This is a genomic window from Aquimarina besae, from assembly GCF_042434905.1.
Lineage (GTDB): Bacteria > Bacteroidota > Bacteroidia > Flavobacteriales > Flavobacteriaceae > Aquimarina.
Map to the genome: position 1 here is coordinate 788,260 of NZ_CP170199.1, position 14,614 is coordinate 802,873.

Below are 14,614 nucleotides of genomic sequence, written 5' to 3' on the forward strand. Positions count from 1 at the left end.
TACGTTGGTTAATAAACTTTATATAAAGTAACACAAAAAGATTGATTGTGTCTACATAAAGGTACATTAATCCTAAACGCAATAAATTTTGATTTATGCTTTATTTTATTTCTAAAGGAACTTTTTCGGTTAATTTGCCATCAGAAATAAGCACTTCGTATGTTCCAACAGGAAGATAATATTTACCATTTTTCTTTTCTGTAATATCCTCATCCGGAAATTCTTTTAACAATGCTTTCCTACCTTTATCAGAAATGGTAAGATCATATGGAGTGTAATTCAATCCTTTATCAGCATCTGTAGTAAACTCCTGAAGCGTTTTTCCACTTTCTGTGACAATCTTTACAGATATTTCTCCAGAGTTTTTAGCATAATATTTAATTTCTGTTGATGGTTCATAGGCATCTAGCCATTTGCTCCAGGAATTTCCCCAACGAGGTGAAGCTTTTATAGGTTCCAATGCATATAAATATAACCCAGAAGCAAGTACTTTTTCATTTAAATCTTGTATAGGCTTAATGTTGGTTATATAAATACTTCTACCGTGAGTTCCTAATAACAAATCATTGGCTTCGGGTTGAACAACAATATCGTGCACTGCAACATTAGGTATTCCCTTAGAGAATGCTTGCCAGCTTTTCCCTCTATCTAACGAAACATATGCACCATTATCCGTTCCTACGTATAATACATTTTCATTTTTGGGATCTTCTTTGATTACATTGACTGCAGATATTGGTAACCCTTTTCCAATATTAACCCAGGTTTGTCCATAATCATCACTCATATAGATATAAGGAGTAAATTCATCTTGTCGATATCCGTTGAGGCTCACATATACTCTTTCTTTTCTGTGTGTAGATGCGATAACTCTAGATACCCAGAGATCTTTTGGAAAACTGTCGGAAATCTTTCTCCAGTCTCCCCCGGCATTTTTGGTAACATATACCAAGCCATCGTCACTCCCCGTATATATTAATCCAAACTGAAAAACTGACTCAGAAATTGAAGTCAATGTACCGTATGCCACATTACCTTTTTTACCTCCGTTAGTAAGATCCCCAGAAATTGCAGTCCACTCATCACCTTGGTTCATAGATCGCATTAATTTATTACCTCCTAGATACAAAATATCCTGATTATGTGGAGATAACAAAATAGGTGTTTGCCAATTAAATCGGTATGGAGATTCTCCTAATTCGTGTTTTGGTTGAATATACGTCTGCTCATCGGTTGATCGATCCAATCTAAAATAATTTCCAAACTGAAACCCGGTATATACAATATTACTATCCCGATTATCAATCTGCACTTGCATCCCATCACCTCCCATGATACTTTCCCAGGGATAATGACCGCTTTGATGCCAAGACACATCTTCTTTAGCATTTACAGAACCAACCCACACTCCATTGTCTTGTAATCCTCCATACACATTATAAGGTTTCTCATGATCTACATTGATAGCATAAAACTGCCCTACACTTGGTTGATTCGCTTTGATCCAGTTTTCACCATCATCATAAGTAATATTCACACCACCATCGTTACCATTTATCAAATGATTTGGGTTTTTAGGATTGATCCAAAGCGCGTGATGATCTGCATGCACATTTTCTGCACTAATACTTTTATATGTTTTTCCACCGTCTTTTGATTTAAGAATAGGCACCCCAGATATGTAAATATGGTCTTTGTTAGCAGGATTAACCTGTATCTGAGCAAAATAATATCCGTAACTGTAAAAGATGTCATCCAAATATTCTTTGTGTGTTTTTTTCCAACTCTTTCCTCCGTCGTCACTTCGATACACTTCTGCACCAATTACCGGAGTGTCAAAAAGTGCTGCATTTGCATTTTCTAAATACTTGGCAAGATCGATAGGTTTTACAGAACCACTTCTAACCATTTGCTTCACATTCTCAGCACGATATTTTTCCTGAAACCCGTTGGTTTTTAAATATCGGTTCAATTTTTTGTCTTCTAGATTCAGAAACGTGTCAACAGACATAGTCTTAAAATCATCTTTTGTAAGCCCAGTACCTTTTTCTGTTTTTTTACTTTCTTCTCTTCTAAATTGGCTATCGTGAACAGCGTATACAGTATTTTCATCAAAAACCGCCAATCCTATTCTACCAACTCCATTTCCTGTTGGAAAACCACTCCCTTCTAATGAAATCTTTGACCAGGTATTTCCTGCATCGGTGCTTTTATATATACCTGATCCCGATCCATTCCCCTCAAAATTCCAGGCTTTACGGTCCTTATCCCAAGCGGCAGCATACATAATATTAAAATTGCCAGGTGAAAAGGCAACATCGATAATTCCTGTTTCATTGTTGATAAATAATGTCTTTTCCCAAGTTGCTCCTCCATTAGTGGTTTTATACACACCTCTCTCCTCGTTTTTAGAATACAAATGACCCGTAACCCCTACTACAACCTCATCTGGATTATTAGGGTTCATAATGATACGTCCAATATGGTGTGAATCAATTAATCCAATATTTTGCCATCTTTTACCCTTATCTTTAGACTTTAAAATTCCCGTTCCTGGATAGGACGATCTAGATGAATTATTTTCTCCGGTACCCACCCAAATCGTTTCGTTTTTCCAATCAACCGCAATATCCCCTACATTGATCGTTTCAGCATTGTCTAATATCGATTCAAAAGTGGTTCCATTATTATTGGTGTACCACAACCCCCCTGAAGCATATCCTACATAAAATTCTGTAGAGTTTTCAGGATTTACATCCACATCTACTACACGTCCGCTCATCACCGAGGGTCCGATATTCTTAAAAGGAACATTCTTTACCAAAGATGATTTTTCTAGTTGTGCTTTTTGTAATAATGCTTTTTGAACTTCTTCAGCAGAAGTCGCCGATTGTTGTGAAAAAATCGAAATATTAATAAATACTAATAGAAAAGTTGAGATGTATATTTTCATTACGATGGAAATTTAGTTGGCTGAAAGTATAGAATGCTAAAATAGTGTCAAAATTTTTAGATATTGTTTAACAATACATCCTTTTAGCTTTAGTATTTTTGGAATCCTATAATTCACATCTAATACCGAGAATCCATGAAATATCAACCGATAGATAAAAATCTTTTCATAAAGAATCGAAAAAACTTTATGGCTAAAATGAAGCCTAGTAGCATTGCGGTTTTCAATAGTAATGATATCTACCCTATTAGTGCTGATAGCACGATGCCGTTTGAGCAGCATAGAGATATTTTTTATCTAAGTGGTGTAGATCAAGAAGAAAGTATATTGGTGTTGTTTCCTGATGCTCCTAATAAAAAACATCGTGAAATATTATTTTTAAAAGAAACTAGTGAATTAATTGCTATTTGGGAAGGCGAAAAGTTGACCAAAGAAAAAGCTTTCGAAACTTCTGGAATCAAAACAGTGTACTGGTTGCAAGATCTGGAGAAAATATTTTTTGAGATTATGACGCAGTGTGATACGGTTTATGTAAATACCAATGAACACTATAGATCACGTGTGGAAACAGAAACCAGAGAAGATCGTTTTACCAAGTGGTGGAAAGCCAAATACCCTGCTCATTCTGTAGCCAAAAGCAATCCTATATTACAAAGACTCCGTTCTGTAAAGGATCCAATAGAAATTGATCTGATGCAAACTGCTTGTAATATCACCGAAAAAGGATTTAGAAGGTTGCTTGGTTTTGTAAAACCTGGTGTTTGGGAATATAATATTGAAGCAGAGTTATTACACGAGTTCATCAATAATCGCTCTAAAGGTTTTGCTTATACACCTATTATTGCCAGTGGTGCTAATGCCAATGTATTGCATTATGTAGAAAATAATCAACAATGTAAAGAAGGAGAATTAATACTAATGGATGTTGCTGCAGAATATGCCAATTACTCTAGCGACTTAAGCAGGACTATACCGGTATCCGGTAGATTTAGCGATCGACAACGAGCAGTTTATGATGCGGTTTTACGAGTGAAAAATGAAGCAACCAAAATGCTAGTGCCTGGAACCCTTTGGGCGGAGTATCACGTAGAAGTTGGCAAAATAATGACCTCAGAACTATTGGGGCTTGGACTTATCGATAAAGCCGATATTCAAAATGAAGATCCCGACTGGCCGGCTTATAAAAAGTATTTTATGCACGGTACCTCTCATCATATCGGGTTGGATACACACGATTATGGTATCCTTACAGAACCGATACAAGCCAATATGGTCTTTACTGTAGAGCCAGGAATTTATATTCCCGATGAGGGATTTGGAATCAGACTAGAAGATGATGTAGTCATACAAGAAAAAGGAGCGCCCTTTAATCTTATGGCAAATATTCCTATTGAAGCAGAAGAAATAGAAGAATTAATGAACCAGTCATAGACCAATTTCATATACGTAAGTGATAAAAAAACCTGATAACTTTAAAAAGTATCAGGTTTTTTTATGACCATTTTCAGAAATTTTATAGAATATTTATCATCTTTTTATCGTTGCATAGCAAAACGTTAAAGAATTGTAATGCAGCGAATGAAAATTACAGCAGGCCACCAACAAGCAATGCCTTATTTGGTTGTCAAAAACGCAGAGGATTTTATTGATTTTATAAGAAAAATATTCAACGCACAAGAAATGATCCGTAAGGTGGATACTACCTATAAAATTGAACACTCTGAGGTAATGATAGGAGACGCCACTATAATGATAACAGAAGCCTCCAAAACGTATCCAGCTCAACCTACCTCTATGTATGTATATGTAAAAGATACCGATCAAACCTATTATGATGCGCTAGATGCAGGAGCCATATCACTTATGCAACCCATAAATGAGGATGATGGGGCTCGCGCCGCCGGTTTTAAAGATCCTTATGGGAATACGTGGTGGATCGCAACCTTACATTAATCACATCCTAAATCCGCTCTGGATGTATCGTCGTTATTTGGGAAACAATTTCCGGAATTGATAGCCCCAGGTACATATCTTGTTAATTCGGGATCCCTTAAACTTTTCTCAATAAAAGAAGTCATATTGTCTATTTCTTCTTCTGTTAGATTAATCGTTCCGAATTGGGACGCCAGATTTCCGACTGGTACTTCCGTGTTTTGAGGAGTTCCCTGATTTTTATAGGATATCACCTCTTTTACCGAAGTAAATGTTCCTCCGTGACCGTAAAAACCACTATCTACCAAGTTATATAATGTTGGTGTTTTAAACTTAAAATTATCCGCTGGATTATTAGTAAAGGCACCTCTACCTCTCTTGACATTTTCCATATTGACATCAGATAGCAGCATAGCATCATTAGTGTCATTAAAATCTCCCATGCCAAAAGCATAAAATCCAGTATCATTTAATGCAGGTCCTGTATGACATTCATAACATTTTCCTTTTCCAAAGAAAGCAATCGCTCCTTTTTTCTCTACATCGCTTAATGCATTGTTATTTCCTTTTAACCAATTCTGCCAAGGAGATCTATTGGCCAATAATGTTCTCTCGTAAGCCGCAATTGCCAAAGCCGCATTATTTTTTGTATATCTCTCATTTTCTGCAACATCAGGAAATGCAGCATCAAACAGTGCTTTATATCCAAACCTATTCACAAACTCTGCATCTATTTGTAATCTGTGTACGCCTTGTCCTTTAATAGCTTGCACCTCTATTCCTTGAAATCCTAAAAAGTTTTCCTGAATATTGGTCCAACTGGATTCTGTTCCGGCATTGGTTCCTGTTCCTCCAAATTGTCCGTTCCAAAGCATCACATCCTGGTAGGCAACGTTTAAGATAGTTGGTGATTTTATAGGTTGTACATCTACAGAATCTCTAGGAACTGAAGCGTTTACGATTCTTTCTTCTCCTCGTATTCCAAAACCAATACCACACTCTCCAATTCCTTGTCGTACTCCAGCAGCAAAACCAGCTGCTGCCTGATGACAAGAGGCACAAGAATATGTGTTATTCATCTCAGCTATTTTTGGATTTCCACCTGTAGCTGTCTCGTGTAACAATAATTTTCCTAAAGTAACTTTTTCTGCCGTAATTGGATTTAACGGATCTTGTGGAATACTAAGAAAGTCATCACTTTCTGGTAATACAAAAAATGCTGCTCCTTCTCCATTAGATGATGCATCTAATACACCCAATAATTCTGCATCTAAATCAGAAGTAATCGGAATATAATCGTCCTTAGTACAGGAAATTAGTAAAATCCCTGTAATTGCTGTTAGTAATAGTTTTTTCATTGGCGTTGTTTTCCCGTTGTTCATAAAATCCCAAAATTTAACACTCTTAACAAAATGTTAAAATGCGAATTTAGCAAAAAAAGGTTATACCATACAATTTTTACTCTTTAAAAACATCAAAATCTATTTAGATTTAAAGAATTTAATAAAAATATTACTAGAAATAAATCCAAAAACAGCCGGAAGTACCCACGCTAAACTATGTTTTCCTAAAGGAATCTGCGCTAAAATCGGTTCTACTTGACTCCCAAAACCAATAGATGCTAAAAAATCCGGAAAACTAAATAATACCGTAATGATTACAACAGTTCTAAAAACGAATGAAGAAGTAAATTTTTCTGGTAAAACATTAAGTATGATCAATATAATCGTAATTGGATAAATAAACATCAAAGCAGGTACTGCCACTACAATGATATCGTGTACATCTAATTGCCCCATTGCTACGCCCAAAACACAACCAACAACAGCCGTAATCACATAAGCTTGTTGAGAATTTCTTAATAAACCTTTTATAAAATCGGATGTTCCGGTCACGATGCCGACTGCAGTGGTAAAGCACGCTAAAGAAACTAGTACACTTAAAAAAGTGCTTCCGATGTTTCCTAAAGTTTTCAGACTTAATCCGGATAATAATCCGGTTCTGCTTATACTTCTTTCAAAATCAGCATTATATAATGCTCCAGTATAGATTAACCCTGCATATACTATAAACAGTCCTATCCCGGCAATAATTCCAGAATTACGTATAAGTGTTTTATTTTCTTCAAAATCTTTTTTCCCTTTTAATTGAAGCGAAATGATAATCACACCTCCAACTACCACAGCTCCGATTGCATCAAATGTTTGATACCCCTCTAACAAACCATCAATAATGGGAGTATCAAAAACAGAACTATTCATTGGAGGATGTGTCGCAAAAACCCCAATGCAAATGATACTTAGGATTACCATAAAAATTATAGGGGTAAGAAACTTTCCTATAATATTTAGGATCTTTGACCGATTCAGTACAAAAAATAATACCAGACCAAAATATATACCACTGGTTAGCAAAGACCCCGTACCAAAAAAAGGTTGTATCGCCATCTCGTGAGTAACTGAAGCTGTTCTTGGTGATGGTAACGTAATTGAAATCGCATATACTATCACACAATAGACTAGACTAAATACCGGCGAAACCTTTTTTCCGAAATCCAGCATAGTGCCTTGTAGTCGTGCGTGCGCAAAAATTCCAAGTAGCGGAAGCACCACTGCTGAGATCACAAAACCGATAGCTACCCATAACCACATATCGCCTGCTTTGAAGCCAAGATTAGGAGGTAAAATCAAGTTACCTGCTCCAAAAAACATAGAGAACAAAGCAAATCCTGTGATAAAAGTTTCTTTATTAAATCGCATTTGGTTACGTTTATATTACTTATACCGTTTGCCATTTGAAATTATTGGAAAAGTAAATTCAAACAACAAGTGGTATTAAACTGATCTTATCAAAAAAGTCGAAATATAAAATTTCAAAATGACATTAAAGCACAAAGGCCTAAAAATTCATTATAACATATTCGGAAAAGGAGAGCCCTTAGTTTTTTTACATGGCTTTTTAGAAAATTCAACCATGTGGAATGAGATTATTCTTCATTTCACCAATACGTATACCTGCATTACTGTTGACCTATTAGGGCACGGAAAAACAGATTGCAAAGGCTATATTCACCGTATGGAAGATATGGCAGAAGCTGTTAAAGCTGTTTTAGATCATATTAAAATTGATAACGCTACCTTTATCGGTCACTCTATGGGCGGATATGTCGCATTAGCATATCTGGATGCCTGTCCAGAAATGGTTTCCAGACTTGTTTTGCTAAATTCTACCTCTTTTCCGGATAATGAAGAAAGAAAGATAAACCGAAGCAGAGCAATAGATATCGTCAAAAAAAACCCTAATGCATATACAAGCATGGCAATAGCCAATCTTTTTGCTGAAGAAAACCAAACAAAATATAGAGATCAAATTGAAACCATAAAAAATGAGGCTTCCAAAACTCCGTTACAAGGGATCATCTCTGCCTTAGAGGGAATGAAAATTAGAAAAGATCGTTCTTCAGTATTGTTAAAATTTAAAAAACCTAAAATAATTCTTTCAGGAGAAAAAGATCCTGTGCTATCCTATCAACAAAACATAGAAGAATCAAAGCTATGTGAAACCTGCTTGGTTTCTTTTGATGGAGGTCATATGTCCTATATTGAAAATCGAGAAGAGTTTCTAGAATCATTGCAAAAATTTTTAACAAAATCCTAAGCTATTTTTGTCTTGTTCAGGATCATATTCATCATAAAAACAGACCGCGTTAATACCTTAATTATCCGATAAAATGCATTTTTAACAGCCAAAAACACTATAATATATAATTTATAAGCGATTTTAGAATTTTTTCTAAAAATTTTTCTTACAAATCATTGTTAATAACTAAAAAAATGTTATTATTGTATTGATAATGAACTTTTAACCCCCTCAAAGATGAAGAAAAATACCCCACATTCGTCATTTTCTATTTCAAAAATATACTGTGCTTTATTCGGTCATGATTATGTTACTTCTAAACAGGTTACGCATCACATTAAAGAATATACGTGTTCACATTGCGGCGAACAGGCCACAACGAATAGCAGAGGTAGATTAGAAGTAATGACACCAAAACTGAAAGAAATAAATGATGCTTTAGCTTCTGTGCACGCCAAAAAAATTGCAAGAAATAAAGGTAAAATTAACCTTCAGACTGCCTCATAAATTATTCTTTTATTGGATTCCAGCCTTGTGCAATTAGTTCGATTTTTTCATTTGCCCTTGTAACTAATCCAATTCCACTTTTCTCATCGGTCATATGACCAATTACCGTAAGATTAGGATTTGCTTTGATCTTCGGAAAATCTTCTTGCTTAATTGTAAATAATAACTCATAATCTTCCCCTCCGCTTAAAGCAACAGTTGTACTATTTAACTTAAATTCCTCACATGTTGAAATAACTGCAGGATCCAGAGGTATCTTTTCTTCATACAGATTTACTCCTACTTTTGATTTTTTACATAAATGAATCACCTCTGAAGATAATCCGTCACTGATATCTATCATGCTTGTAGGTTTTACATCTAAAGCTTTAAGAAGTTCAAGAATATCTTTTCTTGCTTCAGGTTTTAACTGTCGCTCAATCAAATAGGAATACTGGTCCAGATCCGGTTGTGAATTGGGATTTGCTTTGTATACTTGCTTTTCTCTTTCTAATATTTGAAGTCCTAAATACGCGGCTCCCAAATCCCCTGTAACCACCAAAAGATCATTTTCTTTGGCTCCATCACGATATACTAAATTTGCTTCTTCGGCTTGACCAACTGCAGTAATACTAATCATCAATCCGGTTGTAGAAGATGTAGTATCTCCACCAACCACATCTATATCATAGATTTTGGCAGCTGTTTGAATTCCTAGATACAATTCTTCTAGTGCTTCTAAAGGAAATCTGTTAGATACCGCAATAGATACCGTAATCTGAGTTGCAGTAGCATTCATTGCATACACATCAGAAAGGTTTACCATTACCGCTTTGTAACCTAAATGCTTTAGTGGAACATAAGATAAATCAAAATGCACTCCTTCAATCAACAGATCTGTGGTTAGGACACATTTCTTATTTTTAAAATCCAAAACCGCCGCATCGTCACCGATTCCTCGAATAGTAGATTCCTGTTTGATTTCAAAATTCTTACTTAAGTGGTCTATAAGACCAAATTCTCCTAGTTCTGATAAGGATGTTCTTGATGTATTTTTATCTTCAATCATAATTGCAAAGGTAGCGAACAAGCTGATTTCATTGTATAAAAATCCCTAAAAAATCTAGGATTCATTTGTTTATTTTAAATACATTTTAGTTCATGATTCACAACGGTAGAATCATTTATAATTTCTTCTTCTAAAAACGGGGTGTCTGAAATTATCATCAGCTTATAACTGCCATTCTCACCTGCACTCAGTCTTCAATCTCTTGCAACCACAATGTAATAAGTTGCATCTTTGGGTAACAAAATATTTCCTAGACTAACTTCTTCGTCCATTAAAGAATTTTGTTACCTTTTATATGGACATTTATCAAAAAACCAACAAGTTTTACGCCCTTACTATGTGTTAAGCGTACTTTTGGTTATCTTTCGTTCCTTAGAACTGTAGGGTATTTCTTTGTTTACTTGTTATATATATACCCTGAAACCCATTAATAAAAATCTGTATTTAAAATATGAAGAAAAATCTGAGTAGTATCGCATGCATTTTTAGCCTTTTGTTCTTTCTTAATTGTAGTAATGATGATGAAAATATCAATGACAACCCAAATGCTTGTTCAACACAAGTTGAAGGAGGAATTTACACAAGTTGTGGTGTTGATTTCATTGCTTCCATATCACTTTCAGAAATGGGTGCGTCTTCAGGAAATGATAGTTGGGGATGGACGGATCCCACTGATGGTAAAGAATATGCAATCATGGGCCTTGATAACGGTACTGCTTTTATTGACATCTCTACTCCTGAAAACCCAATTTATTTAGGAAAATTACCAACCGCTACAACCAGCAGTTCTTGGCGTGATATCAAAGTATATCAAAATCATGCGTTTATCGTTAGTGAAGCACCCGGTCACGGTATGCAGGTGTTTGACTTAACCAGCTTAAGAAACGTAACAAACCCTCCACAAACTTTTACTGCAACAACCACATACGCTGATTTTGGCAGTGCGCATAACATTGTCATCAACGAAAACACCGGATTTGCATATGCCGTAGGCACATCTACTTTTGGTGGTGGTCCTCATTTTATAAATATACAAGATCCAATAAACCCTGTAGCAGCAGGAGGTTTTGTTTCTGACGGAGGGGATGATTACAGCCACGATGCACAGGTTGTTACCTATAATGGTCCGGATTCGGATTACACAGGAAGAGAAATATTGATAGGGAGCAATCAAATTGAAATCGTGATTGCAGATATCACTGATAAAAATGATCCCAAAACAATCGCTACCCTTAGTTACGCCAATGTAGGATATACGCATCAAGGATGGTTTACAGAAGATCAAAGATTTTTCTTGTTAGGAGATGAATTGGATGAATCACGTGTAGGTTTTAATACACGAACAATTATACTAGATTTTGAAGATCTCGATAATCCAAAATTTCATATGGACTATACAGGTCCAACACCGGCAATAGATCACAATGGGTATGTAAAAGGAAACAAATTCTATTTAGCTAATTATAGAGCCGGAATCAGAATTATTGATATTTCGGATATCGAGTTAAAATCTATTAGTGAAATAGGGTATTTTGATACATTCCCGTCTAGTAATGCAGCCTCTTTTGATGGAGCCTGGAATGTGTATCCATATTTCGAAAGTGGAAACCTTGTCATAAGTGATATCAATGCAGGTTTTCTCTTGGTAAAGGAAAGTACTTCCAATTAACTCCATCATATTTAAACAACTCAATACTCATCCTATAAACTCTTAATACCTTAAACCAATGAAGTATTTATTCACACTAAGCCTACTGTTCCTATCGTTAAGCATTTCTTCTCAAACCGTCTGTGATAATGGAATGGCCGGCTCTTTTCCTTGCGATAATTACGACCTTATGTCTCAGATTTCCTTGACAACAATGAGTGCTGGAGAAGGAAATGATAGCTGGGGCTGGACAGACGAATCTACAGGAAATGAATATGCACTTATCGGTCTGAATAACGGAACTGCTTTTATCGATATTTCAGATCCCTTAAATCCTTTATATTTAGGGAAGTTACCAACAGCAACAACCAATAGTTCTTGGAGAGATGTAAAAGTATATCAAAATCATGCGTTTATCGTTAGTGAAGCATCTAATCACGGAATGCAGGTCTTTGATTTAACCAGATTAAGAAATGTTACCAATCCGCCGCAAATTTTTACTGCCGATACTAGATATACAGGTTTTGGCAATGCTCATAATATTGTAATCAATGAAGATACTGGGTTCGCATATGCAGTAGGGACAAGTAGGTCCGGAACCTATCGGGGAGGGCCATTATTTATTGATATACGAGATCCTAAAAACCCTGTCGATGCCGGTGGTTTCTTATCTAATGGGGGGCAAGCTTATAGTCACGATGCTCAGGTAGTTAACTATAATGGACCAGACACCGATTATACAGGTCGTGAAATATTGATTGGAAGTAATGAAATTGAAGTTGTAATTGCCGATATAACCGATAAAAATAATCCGGTAACTATTTCGACAATTGGATATACTAACATAGGTTATACACATCAAGGCTGGTTCACAGAAGATCAACGTTATTTTTTGTTGGGTGATGAGACTGATGAAAGAAATGTTGGTTTCAATACTCGAACGATTATTTTTGACTTCGAAGATTTAGATAACCCAAAATTTCATATGAGCTACAATGGTCCAACACCGGCAATAGATCACAATGGGTATGTTAAAGGTAATAAGTTTTATCTTGCTAACTACCGAGCTGGTTTACGTGTGGTTGATATTTCGGATATTGCAAATAAAAATATAACAGAAGTTGGTTCTTTTGATAGTTATCCATCAAATGATAGTGCAGGATTTAATGGTGCCTGGAATGTATATCCATATTTTAACAGTGGAAATATTGTCATCAGCGATATCGAAAGAGGATTTTTGCTCGTTAGAGAAAGTAATACCTTAAGCGTAAACGACTTTACACAGAAATCGGTGTTCACTATGTACCCAAACCCGGCAAAGTCTGAAATTACAATTGATGGAATCAATACATCGGATTTAAGAAAAATCCAGATCTTTAATGTTTTAGGAAAAAAGATAAAAGAAATTACAAAATTTGACAATTCTCAAAGCATCAAATTAGCACTTAATTATCCACCGGGAATTTATCTGGTAAGAATAAATGATTCAACCAAAAAACTAATTATTAATTAAGAATATGAATAAAAGACCCCATTCCTTTCTGGTTTTCATTGCCGTTTTTTTGCTGCTATCCTTAATAGCATGTAGCAGCGATGATACACCTGATGGACCAGACAATCCTACACCAACAGAAGGTTTTCAAGGTGAAGTAGCTTGGGTTAAAACCTTTGGTGGCAGCGGTGAAGACGATGCGTTATCTATTGTGGAATCAGAAGACGGAGGTTATGTTGTTTTTGGTTATACACAAAGCATAGATGGAGATATTGCAGATAAAACTGCAACAGATAGTGATTATTGGGCGCTAAAAATATCCACTGATGGAAGTGTCATTTGGAGCAAAACATATGGTGGTACCGGAGATGACAGAGGCCAAAAAATAATTAAAACAAATGACGGTGGTTATGCTATCGTTGGATATAGCCGAAGCAATGATGGAGATGTTAGCTTAAATGAAGGTCTTCAGGATTATTGGATCGTTAAGATTAATGCTACGGGTGATATTCAATGGGAAAAATCATTCGGGTTCTCAGGTATAGATCGTGCTTTTTCAATCGTACAAACAACCGATGGCGGATATTTTATCACAGGATTTCTGGATGTCTCCGCTAGCAATGGAGAAGGAAATGACAATAAAAGCATTTCTCAGAAACACGGAGTTGGTGAATTTTGGGGAATTAAATTAAACGCAACAGGTGAAAAAGAATGGAGGCGTTATTTTGGCGGAAGCAATAACGACAGAAGCTATGATGTTGTACAAACCGAAGATGACGGCTTTTTAATGATCGGATCCTCAGAAAGTAATGATTTTGATGTATCTAACAGTAACGGAAGTTACGATTTTTGGGTAGTAAAAGTAAATGCAGAAGGAACCCTAGTCTGGGAAGAAACCTATGGTGGTTCTGAAATTGATGTAGGATATGCCATTGCAACATCAGGAGATGGAAAATATACTATTATTGGGGATTCTAGAAGTAATGACGGAGACATCTCAGAGTCCAGAGGCAATGCAGATCTCTGGATGATTCAAATTGATGGAAATGGAAATCTCATATGGGAAAAATCGCTAGGTGGTACCGAGTTTGATACCGGAAGGGGAATCCACAAAACACAAGACGGAGGTTTTATCATTACCGGTAACTCCAGAAGTGACAATGGGGATATCACAGAAAACCAAGGTCAAAGTGACATCTGGAATGTGATGATTGATAATACTGGTGGTGTGAAATGGAAATCTACTCTAGGTGGCAGTGCCGAGGAGTTTGGCGTAGGATGCATAGAAACTCGGGATAAAAAAATTGTAATAGCCGGGAGTTCTGAAAGTAATGACATAAATGTTCCTAATAATCGAGGTGGTAAAGACGTTATCATCATAAAATATCAATAAAC

The 14,614-nt window shown here is 35.9% G+C and carries 11 protein-coding genes; 7 read left to right on the forward strand and 4 right to left on the reverse strand.

From position 1 onward, the window contains the following. Positions 1-100: 100 nt before the first annotated feature. Positions 101-2,953 (reverse strand): glycosyl hydrolase, encoded by a 2,853-nt coding sequence (locus ACE94K_RS03450; protein ID WP_378179985.1) that lies wholly within the window; start codon positions 2,951-2,953, stop codon positions 101-103. 135 nt (positions 2,954-3,088) lie between these two features. On the opposite strand from ACE94K_RS03450, the gene ACE94K_RS03455 reads away from it, so the two are divergent. Both ACE94K_RS03455 and ACE94K_RS03460 read left to right on the forward strand, forming a co-directional pair. Continuing rightward, positions 3,089-4,384: an aminopeptidase P N-terminal domain-containing protein gene (locus ACE94K_RS03455; protein ID WP_378179988.1), complete on the forward strand. Its 1,296-nt coding sequence runs from the start codon at positions 3,089-3,091 to the stop codon at positions 4,382-4,384. A gap of 138 nt (positions 4,385-4,522) precedes the next feature. Next, positions 4,523-4,906, forward strand: coding sequence for a VOC family protein (locus ACE94K_RS03460; protein WP_378179991.1), 384 nt, complete (start codon positions 4,523-4,525; stop codon positions 4,904-4,906). Here the strand turns inward: ACE94K_RS03460 and ACE94K_RS03465 are convergent. Both ACE94K_RS03465 and brnQ read right to left on the reverse strand, forming a co-directional pair. Next, complete coding sequence (locus ACE94K_RS03465; protein WP_378179994.1) at positions 4,903-6,243, reverse strand: cytochrome-c peroxidase; 1,341 nt, start codon at positions 6,241-6,243, stop codon at positions 4,903-4,905. The genes ACE94K_RS03460 and ACE94K_RS03465 overlap by 4 nt on opposite strands. Before the next feature lie 123 nt (positions 6,244-6,366). Continuing rightward, positions 6,367-7,644, reverse strand: coding sequence for a branched-chain amino acid transport system II carrier protein (brnQ, locus tag ACE94K_RS03470; RefSeq protein WP_378179996.1), 1,278 nt, complete (start codon positions 7,642-7,644; stop codon positions 6,367-6,369). Between the two features lie 118 nt (positions 7,645-7,762). On the opposite strand from brnQ, the gene ACE94K_RS03475 reads away from it, so the two are divergent. After that, positions 7,763-8,542 (forward strand): alpha/beta fold hydrolase, encoded by a 780-nt coding sequence (locus tag ACE94K_RS03475; protein WP_378179999.1) that lies wholly within the window; start codon positions 7,763-7,765, stop codon positions 8,540-8,542. A 219-nt stretch (positions 8,543-8,761) separates the two neighbouring features. Next, on the forward strand, positions 8,762-9,031 hold the full coding sequence (locus ACE94K_RS03480) for a hypothetical protein (protein WP_378180002.1): 270 nt from the start codon (positions 8,762-8,764) through the stop codon (positions 9,029-9,031). 1 nt (position 9,032) lies between these two features. On the opposite strand, the gene thiL is transcribed toward ACE94K_RS03480, so the two are convergent. After that, positions 9,033-10,079, reverse strand: coding sequence for a thiamine-phosphate kinase (gene thiL / locus ACE94K_RS03485; protein ID WP_378180005.1), 1,047 nt, complete (start codon positions 10,077-10,079; stop codon positions 9,033-9,035). Between the two features lie 451 nt (positions 10,080-10,530). Here thiL and ACE94K_RS03490 point away from each other — a divergent pair, with 451 nt between their 5' ends. The 3 genes from ACE94K_RS03490 to ACE94K_RS03500 are packed head-to-tail and all read left to right on the forward strand — an operon-like array spanning position 10,531 to position 14,612. Further along, on the forward strand, positions 10,531-11,748 hold the full coding sequence (locus ACE94K_RS03490; RefSeq protein WP_378180008.1) for a choice-of-anchor B family protein: 1,218 nt from the start codon (positions 10,531-10,533) through the stop codon (positions 11,746-11,748). A 58-nt stretch (positions 11,749-11,806) separates the two neighbouring features. After that, complete coding sequence (locus ACE94K_RS03495) at positions 11,807-13,240, forward strand: choice-of-anchor B family protein (RefSeq protein WP_378180011.1); 1,434 nt, start codon at positions 11,807-11,809, stop codon at positions 13,238-13,240. Positions 13,241-13,244: 4 nt separating this feature from the next. Next, complete coding sequence (locus ACE94K_RS03500) at positions 13,245-14,612, forward strand: hypothetical protein (protein ID WP_378180014.1); 1,368 nt, start codon at positions 13,245-13,247, stop codon at positions 14,610-14,612. The last annotated feature ends 2 nt before the right edge of the window (positions 14,613-14,614 follow it).

What these genes read in the sequence shown, in the direction of transcription:
- ACE94K_RS03450 (WP_378179985.1), bottom strand. Translation starts at nt 2,953, where the DNA reads ATGAAAATATACATCTCAACTTTTCTATTAGTATTTATTAATATTTCG.
- ACE94K_RS03455 (WP_378179988.1), top strand. Translation starts at nt 3,089, where the DNA reads ATGAAATATCAACCGATAGATAAAAATCTTTTCATAAAGAATCGAAAA.
- ACE94K_RS03460 (WP_378179991.1), top strand. Translation starts at nt 4,523, where the DNA reads ATGCAGCGAATGAAAATTACAGCAGGCCACCAACAAGCAATGCCTTAT.
- ACE94K_RS03465 (WP_378179994.1), bottom strand. Translation starts at nt 6,243, where the DNA reads ATGAAAAAACTATTACTAACAGCAATTACAGGGATTTTACTAATTTCC.
- brnQ (WP_378179996.1), bottom strand. Translation starts at nt 7,644, where the DNA reads ATGCGATTTAATAAAGAAACTTTTATCACAGGATTTGCTTTGTTCTCT.
- ACE94K_RS03475 (WP_378179999.1), top strand. Translation starts at nt 7,763, where the DNA reads ATGACATTAAAGCACAAAGGCCTAAAAATTCATTATAACATATTCGGA.
- ACE94K_RS03480 (WP_378180002.1), top strand. Translation starts at nt 8,762, where the DNA reads ATGAAGAAAAATACCCCACATTCGTCATTTTCTATTTCAAAAATATAC.
- thiL (WP_378180005.1), bottom strand. Translation starts at nt 10,079, where the DNA reads ATGATTGAAGATAAAAATACATCAAGAACATCCTTATCAGAACTAGGA.
- ACE94K_RS03490 (WP_378180008.1), top strand. Translation starts at nt 10,531, where the DNA reads ATGAAGAAAAATCTGAGTAGTATCGCATGCATTTTTAGCCTTTTGTTC.
- ACE94K_RS03495 (WP_378180011.1), top strand. Translation starts at nt 11,807, where the DNA reads ATGAAGTATTTATTCACACTAAGCCTACTGTTCCTATCGTTAAGCATT.
- ACE94K_RS03500 (WP_378180014.1), top strand. Translation starts at nt 13,245, where the DNA reads ATGAATAAAAGACCCCATTCCTTTCTGGTTTTCATTGCCGTTTTTTTG.